This window comes from Streptomyces sp. NPDC054849 (assembly GCF_053610945.1).
Genome location: NZ_JBSGZI010000125.1, coordinates 1 through 20,946, shown reverse-complemented (window position 1 = coordinate 20,946; position 20,946 = coordinate 1). Strand labels below are relative to the sequence as shown.

At 68.2% G+C, this 20,946-nt stretch carries 23 protein-coding genes and 3 pseudogenes; 8 read left to right on the top strand and 18 right to left on the bottom strand.

Annotated features, from left to right (window positions below):
* Window positions 1–196 (top strand): annotated as a pseudogene (locus tag ACWGIF_RS34155) (IS630 family transposase); the annotation flags it as partial.
* Window positions 197–243: 47 nt separating this feature from the next.
* Here ACWGIF_RS34155 and ACWGIF_RS34150 read toward each other — a convergent pair.
* From ACWGIF_RS34150 to ACWGIF_RS34115, 8 genes are all read right to left on the bottom strand, one after another.
* A complete protein-coding gene (locus tag ACWGIF_RS34150) occupies window positions 244–576 on the bottom strand; it encodes a DUF6233 domain-containing protein (protein ID WP_453503331.1) in 333 nt (110 codons plus the stop codon).
* Between the two features lie 1,028 nt (window positions 577–1,604).
* Complete coding sequence (locus ACWGIF_RS34145) at window positions 1,605–1,823, bottom strand: hypothetical protein (protein ID WP_453503329.1); 219 nt, start codon at window positions 1,821–1,823, stop codon at window positions 1,605–1,607.
* Between the two features lie 403 nt (window positions 1,824–2,226).
* The gene (locus tag ACWGIF_RS34140; RefSeq protein WP_453503328.1) at window positions 2,227–2,466 is read right to left on the bottom strand and encodes a DUF6193 family natural product biosynthesis protein; all 240 of its coding nucleotides are present in this window, start codon (window positions 2,464–2,466) and stop codon (window positions 2,227–2,229) included.
* 741 nt (window positions 2,467–3,207) lie between these two features.
* A complete protein-coding gene (locus ACWGIF_RS34135) occupies window positions 3,208–3,402 on the bottom strand; it encodes a hypothetical protein (protein ID WP_453503326.1) in 195 nt (64 codons plus the stop codon).
* 121 nt (window positions 3,403–3,523) lie between these two features.
* The gene (locus tag ACWGIF_RS34130) at window positions 3,524–3,766 is read right to left on the bottom strand and encodes a cold-shock protein (protein ID WP_453503324.1); all 243 of its coding nucleotides are present in this window, start codon (window positions 3,764–3,766) and stop codon (window positions 3,524–3,526) included.
* Between the two features lie 167 nt (window positions 3,767–3,933).
* Complete coding sequence (locus tag ACWGIF_RS34125; protein ID WP_453503323.1) at window positions 3,934–4,188, bottom strand: hypothetical protein; 255 nt, start codon at window positions 4,186–4,188, stop codon at window positions 3,934–3,936.
* A gap of 819 nt (window positions 4,189–5,007) precedes the next feature.
* Window positions 5,008–5,916 carry a hypothetical protein gene (locus ACWGIF_RS34120; protein WP_453503321.1) on the bottom strand — a complete coding sequence of 303 codons (909 nt, stop codon included), beginning with the start codon at window positions 5,914–5,916 and terminating at the stop codon, window positions 5,008–5,010.
* Window positions 5,909–6,223: a hypothetical protein gene (locus ACWGIF_RS34115; protein ID WP_453503320.1), complete on the bottom strand. Its 315-nt coding sequence runs from the start codon at window positions 6,221–6,223 to the stop codon at window positions 5,909–5,911. Before ACWGIF_RS34115 ends, ACWGIF_RS34120 begins: the two co-directional genes overlap by 8 nt.
* A gap of 2,065 nt (window positions 6,224–8,288) precedes the next feature.
* Here ACWGIF_RS34115 and ACWGIF_RS34110 point away from each other — a divergent pair.
* The gene (locus ACWGIF_RS34110; protein WP_453503319.1) at window positions 8,289–8,549 is read left to right on the top strand and encodes a hypothetical protein; all 261 of its coding nucleotides are present in this window, start codon (window positions 8,289–8,291) and stop codon (window positions 8,547–8,549) included.
* Window positions 8,550–9,004: 455 nt separating this feature from the next.
* A complete protein-coding gene (locus ACWGIF_RS34105) occupies window positions 9,005–9,310 on the top strand; it encodes a hypothetical protein (RefSeq protein WP_453503317.1) in 306 nt (101 codons plus the stop codon).
* Window positions 9,311–9,761: 451 nt separating this feature from the next.
* Here the strand turns inward: ACWGIF_RS34105 and ACWGIF_RS34100 are convergent, their stop codons facing one another.
* Window positions 9,762–9,977: a hypothetical protein gene (locus tag ACWGIF_RS34100; RefSeq protein WP_453503316.1), complete on the bottom strand. Its 216-nt coding sequence runs from the start codon at window positions 9,975–9,977 to the stop codon at window positions 9,762–9,764.
* A 706-nt stretch (window positions 9,978–10,683) separates the two neighbouring features.
* Window positions 10,684–11,649, bottom strand: a complete 966-nt coding sequence (locus ACWGIF_RS34095; protein WP_453503314.1) for a YihY/virulence factor BrkB family protein — start codon at window positions 11,647–11,649, stop codon at window positions 10,684–10,686.
* A gap of 318 nt (window positions 11,650–11,967) precedes the next feature.
* Between ACWGIF_RS34095 and ACWGIF_RS34090 the strand changes: the two genes are divergently transcribed.
* Entirely contained in the window at window positions 11,968–12,399 is a 432-nt protein-coding gene (locus tag ACWGIF_RS34090) for a hypothetical protein (RefSeq protein WP_453503313.1), read from the top strand.
* Window positions 12,400–12,475: 76 nt separating this feature from the next.
* Here ACWGIF_RS34090 and ACWGIF_RS34085 read toward each other — a convergent pair whose 3' ends face one another.
* From ACWGIF_RS34085 to ACWGIF_RS34075, 3 genes and pseudogenes are all read right to left on the bottom strand, one after another.
* Window positions 12,476–12,919 (bottom strand): NucA/NucB deoxyribonuclease domain-containing protein, encoded by a 444-nt coding sequence (locus ACWGIF_RS34085; RefSeq protein ID WP_453503333.1) that lies wholly within the window; start codon window positions 12,917–12,919, stop codon window positions 12,476–12,478.
* Window positions 12,919–13,461, bottom strand: a pseudogene (locus ACWGIF_RS34080) (leucine zipper domain-containing protein); the annotation flags it as partial. The gene ACWGIF_RS34085 and the pseudogene ACWGIF_RS34080, both read right to left, overlap by 1 nt.
* A gap of 535 nt (window positions 13,462–13,996) precedes the next feature.
* On the bottom strand, window positions 13,997–14,128 hold the full coding sequence (locus ACWGIF_RS34075) for a hypothetical protein (RefSeq protein WP_453503311.1): 132 nt from the start codon (window positions 14,126–14,128) through the stop codon (window positions 13,997–13,999).
* 5 nt (window positions 14,129–14,133) lie between these two features.
* Here ACWGIF_RS34075 and ACWGIF_RS34070 point away from each other — a divergent pair, with 5 nt between their 5' ends.
* A complete protein-coding gene (locus tag ACWGIF_RS34070; RefSeq protein WP_453503310.1) occupies window positions 14,134–14,613 on the top strand; it encodes a hypothetical protein in 480 nt (159 codons plus the stop codon).
* Between the two features lie 239 nt (window positions 14,614–14,852).
* On the opposite strand, the gene ACWGIF_RS34065 is transcribed toward ACWGIF_RS34070, so the two are convergent.
* Window positions 14,853–15,440, bottom strand: a complete 588-nt coding sequence (locus ACWGIF_RS34065) for a TetR-like C-terminal domain-containing protein (protein ID WP_453503309.1) — start codon at window positions 15,438–15,440, stop codon at window positions 14,853–14,855.
* A 19-nt stretch (window positions 15,441–15,459) separates the two neighbouring features.
* On the opposite strand from ACWGIF_RS34065, the gene ACWGIF_RS34060 reads away from it, so the two are divergent.
* Window positions 15,460–15,891: a DUF6463 family protein gene (locus ACWGIF_RS34060; RefSeq protein ID WP_453503307.1), complete on the top strand. Its 432-nt coding sequence runs from the start codon at window positions 15,460–15,462 to the stop codon at window positions 15,889–15,891.
* A 362-nt stretch (window positions 15,892–16,253) separates the two neighbouring features.
* Here ACWGIF_RS34060 and ACWGIF_RS34055 read toward each other — a convergent pair.
* A protein-coding gene (locus ACWGIF_RS34055) for an IS5 family transposase (RefSeq protein WP_453503332.1) occupies window positions 16,254–17,089 on the bottom strand; the annotation gives its coding sequence in 2 pieces (ribosomal slippage) (window positions 16,254–16,736 and window positions 16,739–17,089; 834 coding nt in all).
* A 141-nt stretch (window positions 17,090–17,230) separates the two neighbouring features.
* On the opposite strand from ACWGIF_RS34055, the gene ACWGIF_RS34050 reads away from it, so the two are divergent.
* Window positions 17,231–17,614 carry a hypothetical protein gene (locus ACWGIF_RS34050; RefSeq protein ID WP_453503305.1) on the top strand — a complete coding sequence of 128 codons (384 nt, stop codon included), beginning with the start codon at window positions 17,231–17,233 and terminating at the stop codon, window positions 17,612–17,614.
* 51 nt (window positions 17,615–17,665) lie between these two features.
* Here ACWGIF_RS34050 and ACWGIF_RS34045 read toward each other — a convergent pair.
* The 3 genes and pseudogenes from ACWGIF_RS34045 to ACWGIF_RS34035 all read right to left on the bottom strand — a co-directional run.
* Window positions 17,666–18,028, bottom strand: a pseudogene (locus ACWGIF_RS34045) (ISL3 family transposase); the annotation flags it as partial.
* A gap of 5 nt (window positions 18,029–18,033) precedes the next feature.
* Entirely contained in the window at window positions 18,034–18,324 is a 291-nt protein-coding gene (locus ACWGIF_RS34040) for a hypothetical protein (RefSeq protein WP_453503303.1), read from the bottom strand.
* 785 nt (window positions 18,325–19,109) lie between these two features.
* Window positions 19,110–19,271 carry a hypothetical protein gene (locus ACWGIF_RS34035; RefSeq protein WP_453503301.1) on the bottom strand — a complete coding sequence of 54 codons (162 nt, stop codon included), beginning with the start codon at window positions 19,269–19,271 and terminating at the stop codon, window positions 19,110–19,112.
* A 178-nt stretch (window positions 19,272–19,449) separates the two neighbouring features.
* On the opposite strand from ACWGIF_RS34035, the gene ACWGIF_RS34030 reads away from it, so the two are divergent.
* Window positions 19,450–20,736, top strand: coding sequence for an aminotransferase class V-fold PLP-dependent enzyme (locus ACWGIF_RS34030; RefSeq protein ID WP_453503300.1), 1,287 nt, complete (start codon window positions 19,450–19,452; stop codon window positions 20,734–20,736).
* The last annotated feature ends 210 nt before the right edge of the window (window positions 20,737–20,946 follow it).

Here is a 20,946-nt window from a genome sequence, read left to right as displayed (position 1 = left end):
ATGGTTCGCCGAGCTGACAAACAAGCAGATACGGCGAGGCGTCCACAAGAGCGTTCAGGCCTTGGAGCAAGACATCCGGGCCTGGATCGCAGCCTCGAACACCGACCCCAAGCCCTACATCTGGACCAAGACCGCGGATGAGATCCTCGAACGCCTCGCCTCATATCTGAACAGAATTCCTGACTCAGAAGACTAGAGACCACCGGGGTCCGCTGCGGTTTGTGCCGACGTGGGCACCTGAAGTCAGTCGATCACGCCGAGGGCCGTATCGGGTCGGCAGTGCGTGCAAGCCGGAACGCCTCCAGAAAGCGCCCGGCGGGCCTCCTCGGCGCTCAGGGGGCGGCAGCGCTTGCCGCGGTCCCAGCAGTCCCCGGCGTGGACGCTGACCGGCGGCCGTCCGGCCCCGATGCCCCGCTCGATCACCCACGCGGGCAGGTCGGGGAGGGTGCGCCGTCGTGCGGTTGCGGCCTCCTGCTCCTCCGCGAAGGCCAGAGCGCGCTCGTCCCTGCGCAGCTCGTTGCGCAGGTAGGTCACGACCGTCCGCAGGCGCGGTGGATCAGGCGGAAGCTCGGACATGTGTTCTATTCTATGTCTGGCAGTCGAGCCGGGACCCAGCTCCCGGGCTTCCGAGAACTGGGTGACAGCGGAGAACGCCCTCGCGGCGCGCTTAGCGGCGCATATCCGCCATGGCTGAAACGGTTCACGAGTGCCGGCTGTCCCTGCCAGCACCGGAGCCCGCCCATGACCACCTTCACAGCCCGCCCCGCCGTCGCCACCTGGGCCCCCAGCCAGACCGGACCCTGCGCAAAATGCAGTCAGCCATGCGCAAAGTACGGCGCTCCCGCGAGCCCTCTCTGTGTGCCGTGCCAGCAGGCCCGGCAAGAGCAGCTGGCCCGCACCTGACCTGCATGTCCGCCCCTGCAGTCCCGCCGCCGGTGTGGCTCACCCTCCCCGACGGCCAGGAAGTCCGGGCCCGGCTCCATGCCCGCTGCTGGACGCCTGGCGGATGGCGCTACCGGAGTGGGATGCCCCTCTGGTCCGTCACCGCAAACAGGAGGAATTGCATCGGTTGCAACACTCCGCACGTGCTGCCTGCTGTCGTTCTTGCCGGTCAGGGGCCCGAGGTCCGTAGAGAGAGAAGCTCACTCGAGGGGCTGACCTGCAAAGACAACGACTGATCTCACATTGTTGCGGCTGATACAACACCGTTTGTGGCTCTTGAAGCGCCTGGATCGGCGCGCCTTGTTCTCGCGCGTAATGTCGTTCACCTCGACCCGCACCGGCGGTGTTCGAGGCGGTGAAGGATGGGTGGGCCAGGCAAACGGTTGGTCTGCGTCAGGTGTCTTCAACGCCGAGTCGGACCCGACCGGGCTCACTGGCTTCCTGGAAGATCTCGCTGCTCTTGCGAAAAGGGCGACCGTTCGCGGCTACCGGCTGTACTGCTGGATCAGCATGTGACCGGAGCTCAGGCCGCCAACAGGACTAAGAGTTTGGGGGCGCCATCCGGATGCGGCTCATGCTCATGACCGAGGAGCAGGCCGCCGACAGCGCGAGCGCCGCCTCGGGTCGCCGGCGGTGGGCCGACGACCCGGACTCGCGTGTGGTCAGTAGCCGCTGCTGTCGTAGATCCGCTGGCCGGAGTACGTGCCGCCCTGGCAGTACCAGTAGCCGCTGCTGTGTTTCACCGGGTTTCCGCCGCCGTACTTGCAGTCCGCCGAGGAAACCTGGGGTGTGGCCGCCTCGGCCACGAAGGACCCGGTGGCGCTCATACCTGCGATGGCCAGGGTTGCGAGGGCCAGGCCGAGTAGTCGTCGAACGCGCATGCCTTACTCCTCTCGGGGTTAGCCCGTTCGGGCCTTCCCAGGATGACTGCGCGGGATGTCTGTGGCATGCGCGACTAGTCCAATCGGGTGATTCTGGGGGAGTGGCAGGGTGTTGCGCCGAACGCCTACAGGCCTTGGCGCGCCCGGGGAGTCCGCTGACCGGAGATCTCGCGGCTGAGCGCTGCCGGTAGCTCTGACCGCGCTTCGTGATGACCACGCCTGGAGAAGGCCAAGTATCCGACAGCACCACGCAGCGCCTCCTCCCCGCCGCCTCGGGCTGTGTGGGTCCGTAGTCGGTCGGGACGTGGGGGAGGCGGGGACGAGGAACAGCCGCGGCTGCGCCCCGGCCTCCGATGCGCCCCTGTCCCGGCCTTGGACCACGGGACGAACTCGGCGCCGCGGTCTACATCAGCAACACCGAGTAACCCTTCGCTCCGCCAGTTATGAAGGGCAGGTCGTTGCTCCACGGGAAGTCCGTGTTCCGGTGGAAGGTCAGGCAGCCATGGCTCGGAAAGGGGAACAGCTGACGCAGACGCGGCTCTGCGAACGCGGCTTCGATCACCTCAGGATTCCCGCGGCGGGCTTCGGGGTGGCGCTCCAACAGCATGCGCCAGGTTTTCTCGACCACGGTTTCCGTACTCATGTCATTGATCATGGGCTGTGAAGCCTGCCGGAGCAGCCCTCACAGCCACGCGGCCTTCCTCACCGCGAAGGTTCGCAGCACCGGCGTCGGCCGGGCGCCGCGGTTCTCGTGGCGGGACGGGAAGCTGCTGGTCGAGTCAGCTCCCAGCGTCGTCGCCGAACTGGCCCGCCGGATCGAGCTGATCACCTCCACCATTGAGGACCGGCAGGTCCCGGCCGTCGTCTCGGTCGAGCACCTCACCGCCGAGGCCGGCCGGGCCGTCCTCTGGAGAACTACGCGGCCTACGTCGCCGAGTACGGCGAGCCCGCGTAGTCACTCGTTGTCGGCCCGTGCTTGTCGCGCAGGGGCCGCCGCCCGCCGGGAGAGGGTGACGAGCGCGGAGCGGTAGGCCGTCCAGAACAAGGCGGGGACGCGGACGACTCCCGGGGAGCCGATCAGATGAGGGTGCGCCCGGGTGATGCAACCGGGTGGCCGCCGACCTGGACGGCTCGACGTCCACCGTGTCCCCGCTCGTGCACGTGGCCTCAGCCCGGGCTGAGGCCACGCAAACCCCTCCGGCTTCGGTTCCGCCCATGCTCGCCGGCGGACGGCGCGCAGCATCGGCTCCGCGAAGCCGCTGTCCCGGCCAAACATCCGGCAGTGACGAACTGCGCAACATACGTGCCACGATGCTGCGCCTGCACACCGCGCCCCGGGAGAGGTCAACCCGCGCTACGCCGACCGCCTGTCACCGGCCGACGCCTACGAAGAGACCGTCCTCCTCCACGAGCAGCTGCAGGCCCGCTGGGAAACCGTGAGGGCGAGCACCGCCGCAGACAGGCCGACTACGACGACCTTTTGGCCCGGCACGAAACCACCCGCCAGGCCCTCACCCACCCCGAGGACGAACTCTGCGAACAGCGACAGCAACAGCAACAGCAACAGCAACAGCGCCATCGGCAATAGTTCCGACCGCGAGTTGCGGACCGGAGCTGACTGAGCACGAGCGGGCTCTGGCGTCAGCGGGATCCTGTCGGAAGACGGCGCCGTTGTGCGGACAGGAGTGCGGCTGCTCGCTTCAGACGGACGCTGATACTCCCGTGTGCTGGCGTGGACCGCGGTGGCGCCGGGCTCCCTCCGAACGGCGGATGTTGTCGGCCCGTAGTCCCGCACTGTCCAGGGTGACGTTGAAGAAGACCTCCTCGCCCTGGCGCAGACGGGGATCCTCTCCATGAATTGCCGAGGCTTCTGCCTGAAGGTCAGGTCCGGCGTCCTCCTGGCTGATGAGACCGATACCCCGGTCAGGGTCGAACCACTTCACGACACCGCAGGGCGACAAGCTTCCCGCTCCCCTCTAAAGGTCGGATCCGGAAGCCGACACTGTTCGCCCGCTCGCTACCCATGGGGAGGGCGTGAGAAGGGCGTGAAGCAGCGGGCCCCAGCGCGACCGCAGCCGGCAGGCGCTTATGGCGAAAGAACGCGCCGTCTTCACCGCTGATGCTGCAGAGCGTCGGCACCTGCGGCGATGATTTCGGCGAGCCGGTTGGCGAAGTCCGCGTTGCATCCTCCGAGCCGGACGAAGCCGTGGCTGGCCACTGGCCCGTCGTTGCTCAGGGAGGGAAGGGTCAGGTCTGCGAGCGCGAGTGCCGCCTGAAGGTTGGTGACAGCGTCTTCGCCAGCCTGGTATGCGGTGTCCTGGCGCTGCTTGTACTGGATTCGCTCTGCGTGGGTAAATTCGTACATGTTGCTGACCTCTCTTGATTGGCGTGGGGTGAGGCGCCGGAGCACGTTGTGTATTCGTTTCAGCAGGGTGCGACCCTTTGCCCGGCGAGCTGGCCCTTTGCGCACGCATCCCGTGGCGCCGCAGCACTGAACGCCTGAGCAGCCCGCCCGCCGCAGATGCCGACGGCGTTGGCCCCCGTTGCCGGGCATGACCGTTCCCTACGGCACGTTGCTCGGGTGTGCCGCAGTGACCGGACGCCTGGTGTGCGGGATCTGCTCCCAGCCGCATCGCGTTGCGCAGCCCAGACTCGGCTCGCGTCCGGGCAAGGTGGGTAGACCGTAGGGCTGAGTCTGTGCACGGCCCGTGACTATCGGTTTCGATCTTCGTTTCAAAGGTGCAGGCGAGGACCCCTTTGACGTGTGGGAAGGACCGGGTTGACCAGGGATTTAGCGGCCGCTACCGCCTCTGCTCTTCGCGGTCGCCGCCCATCGGATGCCCGGCCCTCTTGCGCCGTCGACCCACAGTGCCGTTTCTGGTGGGACGCTCGCGCAGGATTCTCATTCCCGCGCGTGGACGGCCGACCGATCTCGCCGGCGGCAAGACGGTCGGCCAGCCAGACTTCACCGACGGTACGAACTCGCGCCCAGTACCGCTGCCGGAGCCCACTGGCTCTTACCGAGCAGACAAATGAAGAGACCGGAGGCAGCCCTCGCGCCGTCGCTGCGACCTCGAGCGTCGTTCCGACGCCCCGGCTCTCCACCGGCAACCGGAACCCGTGGCCCGGCCCGAGGGACATCGGGTTGACCTGCGCAAGCGGCACTGCCGCACACGTACGACCGTCATGCGCCGTATCCGACTCTGTGACTGGGGGACGGAGAGCGGACTGCCCTGTTGTCTGCCGCAGGGTAGCCGGGAGGGACACTGGCCGGGCTGCGTCTGGCTGCGCCCGTCTGCCTGAGCGGAACGGACACAGAGGGCGTCGGGTTTCGGTGTCGCGGAGCGGCTTGGCGAGGCGGTCGCGTGAGTGTGATCTGGCGGACCAGCTGTTGGAAGCAGGCCAGCGCCGCGACGGCAGGAAGAGCAGACGCCGCGCCGGCGGCGATCGTTCTGGGTGCCTGGGCTACGCACAGAAGCGTGGCCAGGGTGGAGAACAACAAAACGATGGACCAGGAATGAAGCGCGCGGCGCTGGTGCAGGGCCGATCTCAGGATCGACAGGGAGGCGACCATCCAGGGGCCGTAGATCAGCAGGGGCCACCAGCTGACCACTGCGCGTGCCGTGTGGGGCCCGGCGCTGTGGCGCAGGGCGTCGCAGATGGCCAGCCCGCTGAGGATGCTCACCACAGCGGCGATGGCACCGACCAGCACGGCGGTGAACACACTGCCCGTTTGCAGCAGGGTCACCACTGGCGATTTCGACGCGTTCCGGCGGTGCCCGTTGGTGGCTGTGGGCGGACGCCCGGTAGGGGTCTGCTTCAGCCCTGCGACGAGGCCGATGGTGCTGGCCGTGGCTCCGGTGCCATCGAAGCCTTCTTGGGCGAAGGGCTCCGGCTGCCCGGGCGTAGCGCTCTCCTGGAGAAGGATGGCGAGTTCCTCCACCGGATCCCACGACGGATGCGCCTCGCCGGACCCGCCGAGCGGTTGCCCGGCAGAGACGTGCTGTACGTGCTCGGGCCAGTCCCAGAACGCGGTGGTCTCCGGCTGGGGATGCGGACTGTGGGTGTCCGGGTACCCGTACGGCTCATACACGGGGGCTGCCACCCGAGCACTCGCCGACAGCCGTTGCCGGCGCTGCCGTGTTCTCCGTCCGCCTGCCGAACTCGATCTGGATCACGCTCATCGTGTGGAGGAAGTCCTCAAAGATCGAGGACGAGTACGTCAGACCGATTTCCAGACTCTCGTGTTCCAGCGTTGCCTGACGGGCCTCGCCGCAGTCGGCTGAGCCTGGAATGAAAATCCACTTCCCGATCCGGGTCGCCCCGGAGTGAAAGCGGCCTCCCTGTCCGTCTTCCTTTGCAGTCCTGCCGAAGGAGACGGGGAGCTTTGCTGTTGTCATATTCCATAAACGCTGTCGATGTTGGTCAGGGTATGCGCCATCCGGGTGATGCTGGTCGATGGATAAGTGCTGACCCTGTCTTTTCGATTCTATAAACAGACCAGAAGCACCGCCCAGCCGGCCTTTCACGCCGCCACCCCGCGACTCAAGGCGACGACGAGCTGCGGCCCGATTGAGGCCCCAGCAGGACGATCCCGTCACCCGCGCATCCCGTCCGCCGGGGCGGCTGATGGCTGCGCGCATACTTCAATACGACGGCCCTGCCGGGCACCGAGTCCCCGCCCGGCGGAGACTCCCCTCCACGGCGGGATGCGTCTGCGCACGTCGCCGGCTCTCGCCACAGGCCGCCGTCCATGCCCTCAGCGTTGAGCCCCATCGGCGGCTCCGTCGACTTCACTTCCCTGGCATGGGACGGCCGCGTCGCCTTCCCCCAGAAGCGTGCTGATCTGGGCTTGGGTCCCCCGTCAGGTCGGCTGCGGTCCTCATCTGGCCGCCCACAGCAGCCGACTGATCATCGGGAAATAGATCGAGATGCCGAGGCTGACGGATTGCTGCGCATGGCTGCAATCGGAGGACAGGGCGCAACTCTGCATATGCCTCTGCGTTATGCCGAGGGATCGCCGGGGTTCCGGTCCGGACGCCCCTTGGGCTTCAGCCTTCGAAAGGACCAGCTGTGGGAGACATCTGCCTGTGGATCGTGCTGATCTTCACCGTACTGGCCACAGGTTTCACCGCGTTGACGTCCTCAGGGACTGGCCGGCTGTGGGACGTGGACGTCGTTGAACTGAGGCGCCGGCAACGCTTCAAGCACGTCCTGTCCCTGCATGTAGATGCCATTCGGCTGGCTCGTCAGCAAGCCGTGGCGCTGGTACAGCCAGGGGAGAAGCCTGTCGGCGTCTCCGCTTGCCTGGGTGGGGAGCCGCTCCGGGTCGTTCATGAGCCGTGTCGGCCACCCGTCACACGAGACCTATACGACGAAACACCCCCTCGCTGGCGGTTGACCACACTCGCTGAACGGCTGCAGCTCTGACGGCCGGTGAGCGCTTTGGCTCGAGACTTTCGTCACGTCTTGCGTTCCGCGGAGACGCGTGATGCCGCCGCCCCGTGGTGACGAAGGCGCTGAGTTGCGGTGAGGCCGTCGAACCGGCGCTGGCGACAGTCCATCAAGTGCCCTGGCCCCGCTGTTCTTGCCCTCGCGAACTGCAGCGCGAAGAACCCGACGAGAGCCAGGCCGGGCTCATCCAATTCCGCAGGCGAGCAGGCCGCCCAGCCCACTCTCCTGATCAAGCGTACCCAGTTTCGAGAGGGCGGCTGATATCGCTGAAAAACCCCGGCAATTCGCACATTGTCGGGCAGGGAAAACCCCGGCAAACTGCACATTGATGAGGGCGCGCATAAACCCCGGCAATCTGTATCGCTACCGGTTTCTGGCCGCTGGATGGGTCGCGCTAAACGGTGGGCCTGCTCGTTCCTGCTCGATACGCCTCTCTAGTGGACGTTGAGGGAAACGGCGACACGTGTCTAGACTTAAAAAATTATCTTCGGCCTATTGTTGTGAGAGTCCTCCTCGGGAATTGACGAGGGACCGTCAACCCTCCTTGGGCCGCCCCCGTCGGAAAGGTCTATCCCTCCGAAGCGTGCGACGGAGGCGGAATGGCACGTCCGACAGAGGGGCCTGGGTCTGCCCGAGCATCTGGACACAGTCCGCGAGAAGGGTCGCGTGAGGATGCCCCCCGGTGGTGACCCAGCCGCTCGCGGTCTATGGGCGGCGGCGACGCGGGTGGCGTGTACGGTGCGGGCGGCGCTGATGCAGGTGACACGCTGCGTGGCCGAAGCAGGCACGGCCGGCGGATCTACCCCGCCCCGCACGAAAATGAGCTCGATGCAGGCACTTCAGGACGAATACAGGGCGGGCTTCTCCGTGTCCTTGCCCCATCCAGCGAGCGCTGCGAGCGACCTCCGGGAGTGTCCATGGTGCCGTTCCCTTGGAAAGGCCGAGACTCCTCACCCCCGGCTGGAACGGGACCGGGTTCATGGACCCGGAAGGGCTCCGGAGCGGACGCCGGTGAGCGGTCAGCCGTACGCTGTGCGGCTGTCACTGCCCGCCGGGAAGGTCCTCGCCGGACTGCCCGAGCACGTGAAGGAGACTGTGTGGGATCTGCTGGACGCCGCCACGGCCGACCCGTGGGGGTTCGGTCAGTGGGACGCCGGTGACACTGAGGGCGAAGACGTCCGTTTCGCGTCCGCCGGCCGGCTGTCCGTCGTCTACTTCGCGAACCGTACGCTGCTCCACCTGTCCGTCCTGGCTATTGTCTGGCTCGGTTAGCCGCCCGGCGACAACGCCCCGCCCCCGGCATTGAGGGAGGCCGATCGGAACGGCCCGCGTGGTGTCGCCTTCAGGACCTGACGAGGAGGGAGAGGTAGCAGCGCAGACGGTGCGGGCGGCGGACCTCCTCGTCGAGGCCGGGAACCTGTCCACTCACAATCCCACAACCCATCGACAAGTGCCCGGTGTTTCTCTCAGTTCTCTGCCGCACGCTGCGCTTGGGGTGGGGGCGCTGGCCGGCCGCAGCTATGGTCGGGCGCAGTCCGCGCCGGCAGGGCGTGCGCAGGTGGGGCCCGGTGACCCGAGCGCTCTGACGGCAGTAGCACCGGGCCGCCCAACCAGTGCCTGGAGGCGTCGGCTTCCTGGTCCGCCTCGGGAGGCTGATGCCGCAGGGGCGAAGAAATGCCTGGTGAGGGTGTGGGGGCGTCCTACAATCCCCAGTAGCGGCGGGGCCGGTGGTGGTCGCATCGCCATTCGGCGGCATAGAAGCGGGCTGGCTGGCCGCACGTTGGGTTGCCGGTCTCGCAGGCACCGCGGTGCAGGGGGAGAAGCGGGCCTGCGGTGCTGTACGGGCCGCGGGTACGCAGGCATCGTCATGGATCTGTGGGCTGGGAGCCGGCTCCGGCCTGGGTGCCGGGATCGGCTTCTCGATTGTGAAGGCGAGTTCCACGCTGGTGATGCCGCGCGGCTTCAGCCGGGCGCTGGGTTTCCAGGTGTCCTCGCCGAACCGGCAGGTCGTGTCCGCTTCCCTGCCCGAGTAGTGGATCTCGTTGTCCAGCGTGTCGGCTTCGGGGAAGTCCGGGCTCCATGCTGCGGCACTCGGCCCAGTTGTTCCGGTCCTTGACGGGGACTCACATGTGGCTGCCCGCACGGGAGTCCTTGCGAGAGGCACGAAGAGCGGTGCGATGTGACCGTTGGCCGCACCGATAAGCGTGCGGCCAACGGTGACGCCGGCAACGTCGCTGGCGTAGTGGTCCACCCGGAGGCTTCATCGTCCATGCGGCGCGGGGTGTCCCACTGCAGGTGCACCTTCCCGCACCCTGTCTTGACCTTGCCGTCCGGGCAGGGGCGCTGAGCGGCGGCGACGCAATGCCATTCGGCGGGCACACAGTATCCGCGACCAGCGCCAGGTCGGCGGCGTTGCTGTTTTCCCGCCAGGTGGCATGGTCGGTCAGCATCCAGTTCGACCGGTCGACCAGGTGGCACGTGTCGTCATGGGTGATCCAGTTCGGGCTGAGCCCGGGCGGCGTGGGCCTTGGACCGACGCAAAACGCTGCCGGCGCTGACGTCGTCCTGGCGGGCCTCCTGCCCGCCCTGGAGGGTGAGGGTGAGGGTGAGGTACGCGGGCTGCTTCGCAGCCCACCACACCTGCCTTACGGTGTCGGCGCGCACCATCCGGTACGCCCAGGTCTCGTTGTGCAGCTCCACCCATACGGCGGTCGCTCCAGAGGGTGGCGCCGGTGGTGCCGGGCGGCGGAGGGCCACTCGTAGACCCGGATTTCCTCACCGCTGCCGCCGGAGTCGACCCCGACCGCCCCGGGCAGCCGGTCATACGCGTCCTCGATGGCGGTTGTCGATGTCGCTGGCCGGCCGTCCGGTAGCTGCACGTGTCCGACCCAGCCGAAGGCGTGCGCCAGCACATCGAGCGCGGCCCCCGGCAGTGGCCGGGCGGGGTCACCGTGCGCGTTCCGCCATTCGGCCCCATGCTGAGAGCCGGGCCGCGAAGCCCGCAGACCGACCTGCTGGGAGGTTCTGTGATCCTGTTTGGCCTGCTTCTACCGGTCGTGATGATGGCCTTCCTCTTCGCTGCAGACGCGCTCGAAGACCTCTTCTTCCCCCGCCCAGCAGCCCCGGACGACGGTGCCCCCGTAAGCGACAGCGCCGGATCACCGCACCCCTGACGGTGCAGCATGCTCATGGCTGCAACCGGGGCCGGCGTTGCTTGTCAGAGTCTGGTGAGGGGGATGGCTTGGGCCATGCGCTGGTAGCCGGCCTCGTGGGGGTGGATGTGGTCGCCGCACCACCGGCCCCCGTCGGCGGCTGAGATCGAAACCGCCCGAGCAGCCGAGACTCCCTGCCCGCCATAGAGCGCAGGCCGGGCTGGTCCCTGTCCATCCCCTCCTGAGGCAGTCGGTCAAGGCCCGGAACCGGGATCCGGATGCACGGGCCTGGTGATGCCGGCCCGGGCGGCCTCCAGTTGGGCCGCGAAGGCCACGCCCAAGAAGAGCGCGACGCCGGCCAGGTTGGCCCAGAGCAACAGGGCCATCAGGGCTGTCAGCGGCCCGTACAAGGAACCGAAGGACCCGCTGTGCGCCACGTAGAGGGCCAGCAGCCAGGTAGCCGTGATCCACAGGACGAGCTGTACGACGGACCCGAACGCCAGCCAGGTGTAACCGGGTTGGTCGCGCCGGGGCGCCCGGCGCAGGACGACCGCTGATGCCATGCAGGCGAGTGCCACGCCCACCGGGATCTTCCCCCAATCCCACCAGCTCAGCCACGCCCCGGGCCGGCCGAACACCTCCGTCATCGCCCTGCTCACCGCCCCGCCCGCCACCGTCACGAGGAAGCCGAGCACCAGCGGCCCACCCGCGCCGACCGCCAGCAGCAGGCTGCGGCCGTACTTCTCCAGGAACGGCCGGTCGCGTTCGATCCCGTAGATGCGGTTGCACCCCCGCTCGACCTGGCCCATGGCCGATGCGAGGTTCAGTACGGCGAAACCGAGGCCCAGCCACATGGCCACGGTGCCCGCCGTGTCGGCACCGGCGTGCGTGCGGGTGGCCAGCAAGCCCTCGCGCACGAGCTCGGCGCTGGCCGACGGAACGATCTCGCTCAAAGTCAGTTCGATCAGCCGTCCGACGCTTTCGGTGTGGACGGCCGCAGAGACCCCGACCAGGGCGATGGCGAGCGGCACCATCCCGATGACCAACTGGAAGGCGAGGGCCCGCGCGAAGCTGAACCCGTCAGCGTATCGGAAGCGCAGAAACGCGTCGCACGCCAGCCGACGGCCCCCGTAGCGACGCAGCGCGGTCCACGCCTCGTCTCCGGACAACTCGTCACCGATCATGTCCCTCGTCTGCGGTACGTGCACCACTGTTCCCATGCAGGAGATGTGCTCCGCCGGCCCGTTTCCATGCGGCCGCGGGCGCCATCGTGAGCAGACTGCGCCTGAACGGGCAGGCGCGACGGACCCGTCAGGCCGAGAAGGCGGAAACCGTGGCACGACCGAGGATCCTTGTGGTGGGCGCCGGCTTCGCCGGAGTCGACATGACCGGGCAGGACAAGGAGTGCCAGGTTGTGATGAGCGGGGCGATCCCGCACACGGGACCGCCCCCGCTCGGCCCCCGGGGTTCTCTGGGTAGGGGCAAGGTAGTCAGGTGACCGGGATGCCGCAGGGGCGGTGCCGTGTGCGGGAGGGTTTATGTCTGAGCTGGTGAGTGCGGATGAGTTCGATGTGGTGGTCGACCACCGGTTGTTCGGTGTGGTAGATGCGGAAGGGCAGGCGGGGGAGCGGCCGGCCACGCCGGGTGCGCAGGGGCTGGTCGCGGCGAACGCCACGATGCTCTACCTGCAGACACCCGAGGACGTGCTGGATACCCGGTTGCGGCTGGAGCTGTGGGACGGGCCGGCTGACTTCGAGGCTGGGGTGTGGCCGGTTCGGGGGGAGGCGGTGATGGACCTGCCGTCGGGCCGGTTTGTGGTCGATGAGATTGCCGCCGGGGGCCGGGCGGTGGGGTTTGCGCTGCCGGCGGGTGGCCGGTGGCGGGTACGGGCCGCGTGGCGGCCGGGATCTCTCGACGCGGTGAAGGGGCCGGAGGGGTGGGCGCTGATGCAGTTCTGGCGCGGTGAGTGACGGCGGGAGAGCGCGGTGCCCCCGGGGGAGGAGAGTCCCTCCGGGGGCACCGGTCTTTCAGTGGTGCGGGGTCGGACTACGGGCTGGAGGTGTAGTTGGTGATGGGGATGTAGAAGCGCTCGTGGTCGAGGATGCGGTCGACGTTGTACCAGCGGCCCAGGCGGCGGCCGGCTTCCTGGTTGACGTCGCTGTTGCCCCAGCGTGCGGAGTAGTGGTTTTCGTACTGGGCGCCGTCGTGGAGGTAGCGGCCGGCGCCTTCGTAGGTGGAGGCGAAGGCGTACTCGTCGCAGTCGTAGGGTCCGCCGGCGGCAGGCAGGGAATTACGCAGGTCCTGCATGACCTTGGTGCGGCAGAAGCTGCGGACGATGCGCCGGTTGTCGTTGTAGCGGGTGTTCTGGTCAGTGCCCTTGGCCTGGGCCCGGCGGTGGACCGGGTCACCGGGGGTGGCGCGGCCAGGTTCTCGCCGGCCTGCGCGGGCATGGTCGCGCCGGGGTTGGTGCGGGCCTCCTGCAGGTGCCAGAAGCCGATCACCGGCTTGGAGCTCTTTCGCTCGCTGGTGGTGGCGATCTTGTTGTCCATCGCGGTCCGGCGGTCCATGACCTTGTGGCCGCCACCGTCAGGGATCCGGCCGAGTTTCTTGATGTCGACGTGGACGAGTTCGCCTGGTCGGGCGCGCTCATAACGGCGGACAGGCTGCCCGGTGGGCCGGTCGAGCCAGGCCAGGCGGTTAAGGCCGTGCCTGGTCAGGATGCGGTGGACCGTCGAGGCGGGCAGGCCCAGGACCGGACCGATACGGGCGGGTCCGAGCTTACGGGCCCGGCGCAGACGGCAGACGTGTGCCTCGACCTCGGCGGACGTCCGGTGCGGGGTCCTGGCGGGCCGGCTGGAGCGGTCGTGCAGGCCCGCTTCGCCTTCGGCCCGCCAGCGGCGGACCCATTTGTGGGCGGTGGCCCGCGAAATGCCCATCTCGGCCGCGACGTGGGCGACGGGGCGGCCCGAGCGGACACGTTCGACCAGCACGCGCCTACCGAAGACGGTCAGCCGGGCATTACGGTGGGACACGAAGACCTCCGTCGTGCAATGGGTTCCTAGACAGCTCCCACCACACCGGAGGTCTTCGCCATGTTCAAGACCCGCCGAGTGTCAACAACGCTCGTGATCAATACACCTAGGCGGCTGGGTCCCGGCTGGCGGACGCCTGCTCCAGATCGCCGACTTCTGCTATCGCCACGGCCCACCCGCACCCGCACCCTCGTCCGGGCCACCGGCGCGGTGTGCGTGGCGCAGCGCACGATACGCGTGTACCGGGCGTACTCGGCCGCGGGCGGGCCCGGCCGCTGAACCATCTCGGAACCACCTGGCGGCCTCGGCAGCCAGTGCGTGGACCTGGGGGTGGTGCCGTCCGGCAGCGGTGGGCTGTCGCTGAATCCCGGCAGGTCGACGGCCACGACCCCGCGTTCACGAGCAAGCAGGTCGATGACGGGTGCCAGCCCTGCCGGTCCAGCTGGCGGATCACGACCAGGGCCGGCCCGCGGCCGCGACGGCTGCTGACGAGCTGAATATGCGACAGACCGGGCTCGTGCGGTGATGGGTGGTATCAGTAGCCGTTGTCTTTCCGGACGTGAGCGATGGGTTTCCGCTGGTCAGACACGAACTCCGTGGCATCGAGGAAGAGCGGGCCGTCACGATTGTCGGGGATGACACGGAGGTCGACGATGGTTTCGGTCATGGGGTTTGCTGGAAGCACGCGAGACGTTCGCTCAGGTTCGGGTCGAAGAGCTCCGCGAGGAGGTGGAGCGGGTGGGGGCCGAGCTCGCGGAGGCGGAGGCGTTGCTCGAGCGGCGGGCCATCGCGCGGGTGGAGCTGGCCGAGGCCCTGGCCGCGCCGGAGCCGGAGGCCGAGCAGCCGTCGGAGCGGCGCCGACCGTGGCGAGGGCGCCGGCCGGTGGCGGGCTCGGTGGTGCCGCACTGGCGGGAGGGCCTGGCGGTTGAGGCGCTGGAGCCGGACTATCAGCTGCTGGTGGGCGTGCTGGAGGCGGAGGCGGAGGCGGGCGGGGCTGGGCTGCGGGCGCGGGAGTTGGCCGGGCGGCTGAGCCTGAAGGTGGTGCCGGCGAAGGTCGAGGGGGTGCGGTCGAAGGTGAAGCGGCTGGTGGAGCGGGGCTGGCTGGCCGAGGAGCGTCCCGGGGTGTTCACGCCGCGTCGGCTGGCCGGGTGACGTTTCACATCCGGTGGCGGGTGACACCCACGAGCTGTGCAGGAGCCCCTGCCTTCATACCCGTGTCACCGGAAGACCACCCGCCCGGGAACACTCGTTCAATCATCGAGCGAACCTCTCGGTACGACAACGGCTACCAACGCAGACCAGTCCCTGGCGCTTGGCATTCTCCTGATCGTTCAGGACCGGGGGTGTCGCGGCTTCTTCTACGACCAGGATTCGGCCGATATCGCCGTCGGTCAATTGCCCCGGGCGGCGGCTTCGGCGAGCGCGGCGATGCGCGACGCGAGGGCGGGAGTGGGTGGCTGGGAGAGGAGGAACAGCCAGGCGTACGCGGTGCCGAGTACGGCGGCGTGTACCAATGCGGGGTCTGCCGGTGTAGTCAGTTCGCCTCGTTGGTGGGCGCGTTCCAGCAACGCGGTGATCTGTGCGCGTTCTTCGGCGATGAAGGTCTCCTGGAACCGCGCGGCGATGTCGGGCTGCTGCAGCAGGTCCGCGAGTAGCCCGGGGGTGGCTGCGGCGGTCACCGGGTCGGAGAAGATCCCCAGGATCAGGTGCGCGAGCGCGGTGAGGTCGCCGGTGAGTGTTCCGGTGTCGGGCAGGGGCTGCGATTTTCTCCCGTGGACGAGGGTGGAGAAGACGAGTTCGCCGCGTGAGGTGTGGCGGCGGTAGATGGCCGCTTTGCCGATGCCTGCCTTGGCGGCGATGGCGTCCATGGTCAGGCCGGCGTATCCCACGCGCGGCACCAACTCGCGTACCGCGTCGCGGATTGCGGCGTCCACGCGGGTCTCGCGCGGGCGACCGGTGGGTTGCTTCGGAGGCTGCATTGCCCCATCATACGGAACTATGAGTATCGGAACTGAACGTATCGAAACCTTTTCCGCGGGTGGCAGTAACCGCGCCCGCACCTTGACCCTGTGGGCAGGCCGCAGCGCAGTGGCCATCGGCGGCCTCCACACCGCGCTCTTCGGCGTCGAGTCCCGGTCGGAATGGGGTGGCTGGCTGTCGGGCGAGCTGCGTGGCGCGGACCCCGACACGCACGCCGAGACAGTGCGTCTGTTCTGGGCGCTGCCGGGCGGTTTCGTGGTGCCGCTGATTCTGTTGGGCCTGCTGCTGTCGCGGATGGCCCGCACGGGCCAGGAGGTCCCGCGCTACGTGGGATGGGTCCTGGCGGGCTGGGTGGTGCTGGCCGGGTGGATCCTGGGACCGTCCGGGTTCCCGCTGGGCCTGGTGCCGGCCGTGCTGCTGATTCTCGCGTCCTGGGCGCGACGGTCGTGAGCGCGATTCTGGAGCGCAAAGCTTTTCCCTTGCACTTTCAACCGTTGCAGGACGATTTTTGGAGCCGGCCATCGGCAACGCCATCGATCCGACCATACTGTGGGCGATGCGGCGCTGATCGTCAGCCGCTGGCTTGTGCAAGGGTGGCTCCCCCGTGCGGGGGGGGGCTGGTCGTTCGCGCGGACGACGCTCTGGCATCGAGGGTCGGCAACGGTGGAGTCGTGACGATCAAGCATTCTGTGGACAACCCAGTGCGTCCGGCCACGAGCTGGGCGCTCCGCCTCCGGCTGGGCAGGTGGCCCGGGTTGGCCGTTGCGGCATGGGGGTTTCTGTTCGCGGTACCCAGTTTCCTCTAAGAGGTCCTAACAAAGGCGTTGGACGTGTCGGTGGGTGATGAGGCAGGTGGCGAGGCCGAGGAAGGCTTCGTGGATGTCGTCGCGTCGTTCCCATCGGATCCGTAGCCGGCGGCAGCCGTGGAGCCATGCGATGGTCCGTTCCACGACCCACCGGTGGACGCTGAGGCCGGAGCCGTGTGGGACGCCGCGGCGGGCGATCACGGGTTTGATGCCCAGGGCCCAGACGAGACGGCGGTATTTGTCGTGGTCGTAGCCGCGGTCGCCGAGCAGACTGTCGGGTCGGTTGCGTGGCCGTCCGACCAGGCCGGCGACGGACGGGATCTTCTGCAGCAGGGGTATCAGCTGGGTGACGTCGTTGCGGTTGCCGCCAGTCAGTGAGACGGCGAGTGGGCTGCCCTGGCCGTCGACGACGAGGTGGTGCTTGCTGCCCGGACGTGCACGGTCGACCGGGCTGGGCCCGCTTTCGGGCCCCGTCGAGCGGCCCGGACGTCGGAGGAGTCGATCACCGCCCGCGACCAGTCCAGCTTCTTCGCGACCCGCAGCTTCTTCAACAGCACCACGTGCAGCCGGTCCCACACGCCGGCCTCGTTCCACGCGGCCAGACGCCGCCAGCAGGTCATCCCGGAACCGAAGCCCAGCTCCTGCGGCAGGTACTCCCACTGGATCCCGGTATGCAGCACGAACAGGATCCCACAGAGCGCCTGCCGGTCCGGCACCCGAGGGCGCCCCTCCACCTGCTTGGCCGCCGGCTCAGGCAACAACGGCTCGATGAGCGACCACAGTTCATCCGACACGATCCACGGCCGCGACTGACGTTTCCCCACGGCCAGACCAACGACCATCCGAACCGAAAGGCACATGACCAACAGCTTCTGTTAGGACCCTTAAGCGTTGGGTGGCACCTTCGGTGCGCAGTCGAGGTAGCTCGCGAACTGATAAAGCTCGCTGATGACCGGGTGACGTGGTTCCTGGCCGTCTTGTAGGTGACCGGTTTCCTGAAGCTTTTGGGGGCGTTGCTCGGCATCGGCCTGACGCGCCGTCGCGGCAAGTGGACGGGTCGGCTCATGGTGTTCTGTGGCGGTGGCGCGACGGTGCTGCTCGTCTGGCACGGATGTCTCTTCGTTGCCCACGGAGTACTGGTTGAAGCTGGGGCGCGCGCTGTCGCGCCTGATCTGACCGGGTTGACGCGCTGGTACCTCTACCTGTGGGGGCCGTGGTTCATTGCCGGCGGCCTGTCCTTCGCCGCGGCCGCCACGAACTATGTCCGCCGACATGATGACCGGCGTGAGGTGCGGCTTTACGGCTGTGTGGGTGCCCTGGGCGCGTTGTTCCTGTCTTTGGCCTCGCTACTCACCGGGATTGGTTGACGGCGCTTACGCAGCTGCCGGTCGCGGGTGAGTTCACGCCGCGGCGGGTGGCCGGGTGACTGCGACACAACGCTCGGCGGCTTCGCTCAGGTTGTGCCGGAGATGCCACCTGTCCGCCACCTGCACCGCCTGGGGCGCCCCGGCGGTGGCGCCTTCTGCGAAGAACGGTGCCCGATCGCTGCAGACCACCTCTACCCCTGGCCGCTTCGCGAGCCAAGCGGCCACGCTGCAGGCTTCCCGGTCGGGCAGCAAATCCACCGGGCGTCGGCTTTCGGCGTCGACCAGGACGGTCCCGTAGTGGCGGCCTTTGCGGGTCGCGTACTCATCGACGCCGACGACACAGCGGGCGGGAACTTCTGGGTCGGGCAAGGATTCGACCAGCCGCAGCACCGTGCTGCGGCTGACGGACAAGCCCCCCGTCAGTCTTCGGCTGGTGGCGGAACGTGGCCTGCCGCCTTCTGCACAGTGGCCTCCAACTCGGCGCGGTCCAAACCGATCGTCTCCGCGTAGTGGTCCAGGGCCGTATCCAGCAGCCACCAGGGCTCGCGAGCGTCTTCCCACGCGTCCCGCCAGGTCACGTGCTGCTCGTCGGTCCACTGAGCCGAGTCGCCGAGTTCCCCTTGGAGGCGTGTCAACTCGGCGTGCGCTTCGTCGGTCGCTTCCTGCAGCTCGATCAGTTCGTCCAGTGCGTCCGACAGTTCGATTTCCATTCCGGGATCTTAAGCGGCAAGGCCATCTCGGCGCGGCGGTCTCTGTCCCTGCTTAGTAGGCCAGGCAGAGGCTGCTGCCGCTGCCCTCCCCGCGGCCGACTGATGCGGGGGACGAGGCCTTCAAGCCGCGCGGGGAGGGCGAGGCGTCGCGCCGGGCCGGGACGGCGGGACCACGACGTCGTTGAACGCCTCGAATTCGACTGCCCACGCTGAGAAGCGGTGGCCGCCGCGCTCGGGATTACTCGCTCCAAGGCCCAGGTCCTGCTCCTGACCGCGCCGGACAGGTAACCGGTTCGGCGTCTCTCTCTGGACACGATCCGGTGGGCGGTGAGGCGGTTACTGGATCTTGGCGTGGTGGAAGCGCACGGTACAGGTCGGCTGTTCGGTACTTCATCGCACGCGCTGAACAGTCGTGCGGGGTAGGGCCCAGGTTCCCGTGGATCGGGGGCTTCCTGCTGCCTGACATGGGGGTCCGACACGCCTCCGCGTTCAGCCGCGGCTCACCTGCCTGTCCTACTCTTCGAGGATGGCTCTGTGGATGGCCTGGGCAGTGGCGTCGGTCGCCTCGGCGGGTGGGGATATGGACGGCATTGAGGGAGCCGTGGCGGCTCTCGACAGGTCAGTGCAGCGGATTCTGGACCGAGACCCGGACATGACCGGCAGGCCGGCGACGGCACTGCGTGCGTCGGCGCGCGACATTCGCACGCGGATGCTCAGTGAGGGGCGGGCGGCCGTTGAGCAGGGAGAGCGCTGGTCGGCCGAGGTGGGAGGGGTGAGAGTGCTGCTCATCCCTCGGGACGACGATTACCTCGGCTGAGCTGCGGGACGCCTGCGGTGGCGATGCGCTCCATGACGCGGCGCTGCGGGAAGTAGTCGCTGATGGCGTAGTGCTGGGGGGCGATGTTGTCCCAGATCGCGACGGAGCCGGACTGCCGGCGGAAGCGCACCAGGTATACGGGGGATACGGGCCTGGAGGACGAGCTCGCGATTTACTTGGCGAGACGTCCCCGCCCGGTCATGGGACGGTGTCGGCGCCTGCGGACGCTTTGCGTAACCTCGTGACCAGAAGGGCACCGACAGTCATTCCGCTACCGCTCCGGCGGTCGCGGCGCAAAGGGGTGCTGGATGTCGATGACAAGTCGGCGCGGTCTGCTGGCGAAATCTGCGGGAGCGGTGGCGGTCGCCCTCGTCCCCGGCTGCAGTGCGGCAGCGGTGGACACACCGCGGGAGCGGCCGCTCGCCACGATCGACGGGCGTGTGGACTGGGCCGCCTTGAGGGCGCAGTTCCGCCTGGAGCCCGGATGGGCGAACCTTGCGTTGTTCTATCTGGCCTCGCATCCGAAGGTGGTGCGGGATGCGGTGAATCACCTGAGCGCACAGGTCGACGCCAATCCTCTCGCGGTGCCCACGGGGCTGTCACTGCCCGATGGTCCTACCGGTTGGCCCCGGGTACGCCAGGCGCTCGCGGGCTATCTGGGGGGCCGGGCCGAGGACATCGCGGTGACGGCGAGCACGAGCATCGGGCTGGGCGTTTTCTACAACGGCGTCGTGACCCGTCCGGGACAGGAGTTCCTGTTGACGGAGCACGACCACATTTCCCATCGCACCGCCGCCCGTCTGGCCGCCGTCAAGCATGGCAACACGCTACGGCTGGGCTCCTGGTTCGACGATCCGGCCACCGCGACGGCGGACGGCATCACAGCGGCGGTCGGCGAAGCGATTCGCCCGAACACCAGAGTCGTGGGGATCACCTGGGTTCAATCGAGCACGGGGCTTCGGATGCCGGTGCGTGCGGTGGCCGAGGTGGTGCGCCGGGCCAACGAAGGCCGCAGTCCTGCCGACCGGTGTCTGCTTGTTGTCGACGGCGTGCACGGGCTGGCGGCGATCGACGAGGACGCCGCCGACCTGGGGGCGGACGTGGTGATCGCCGGAACGCACAAATGGTTGTTCGGTCCAAGGGGAACGGGGCTGGTCTGGGTGGCGCCGGACGTCCTCGACCAGCTGCGGCCCACGTTCGTGAGCTTCATCAGTGGCGGGGGAGCAGTGCCCTTGTCGCCCGGCGGGTTTCTGGCGTTCGAGCATGCCTTCGCCCTGCCGGTGGCGGTAGCGCTGCATGAGCAGCTCGGCCGAGCACGCGTTGCCGCCCGCATCACACAGCTGTCGACGCAGGTGAAGCAAGGACTGGGCCGCATCCCCGGGGTTACAGTGCACACCCCTGCCGACGCGAAGCTGTCCGCGGGCATCACCTGTTTCAGCGTGGCCGGACACACCCATCAGCAGGTCGTCGACCACGCCGCCACCCGCCGCGTGCGGCTGTCCACCTCGACCTACACCCGGATCGGTACCGCCGTCATCAACACTCCAGCCGAGATCGACACCGCCCTCAACAGCCTGGCCGACCTCACCCGCTGAGCCCGGCCCCTGACGCCGACCACTCCTCGACGTCGTCCTCGGTGAGGAAGCCGCTGCTTTCCAGCGGGTCACTGGTGCTCAGCGCTGGTGTGATCCTCGTGCTGTGCGGTGGGGGGGGTCTGTACGGTCAACGGTGTAACTCCCGATCAAGGAAGTAGCACCTGATGAGCGACGTGACTGTCTCGGTCGAGGCGGTTGAAGAGGTCCGGC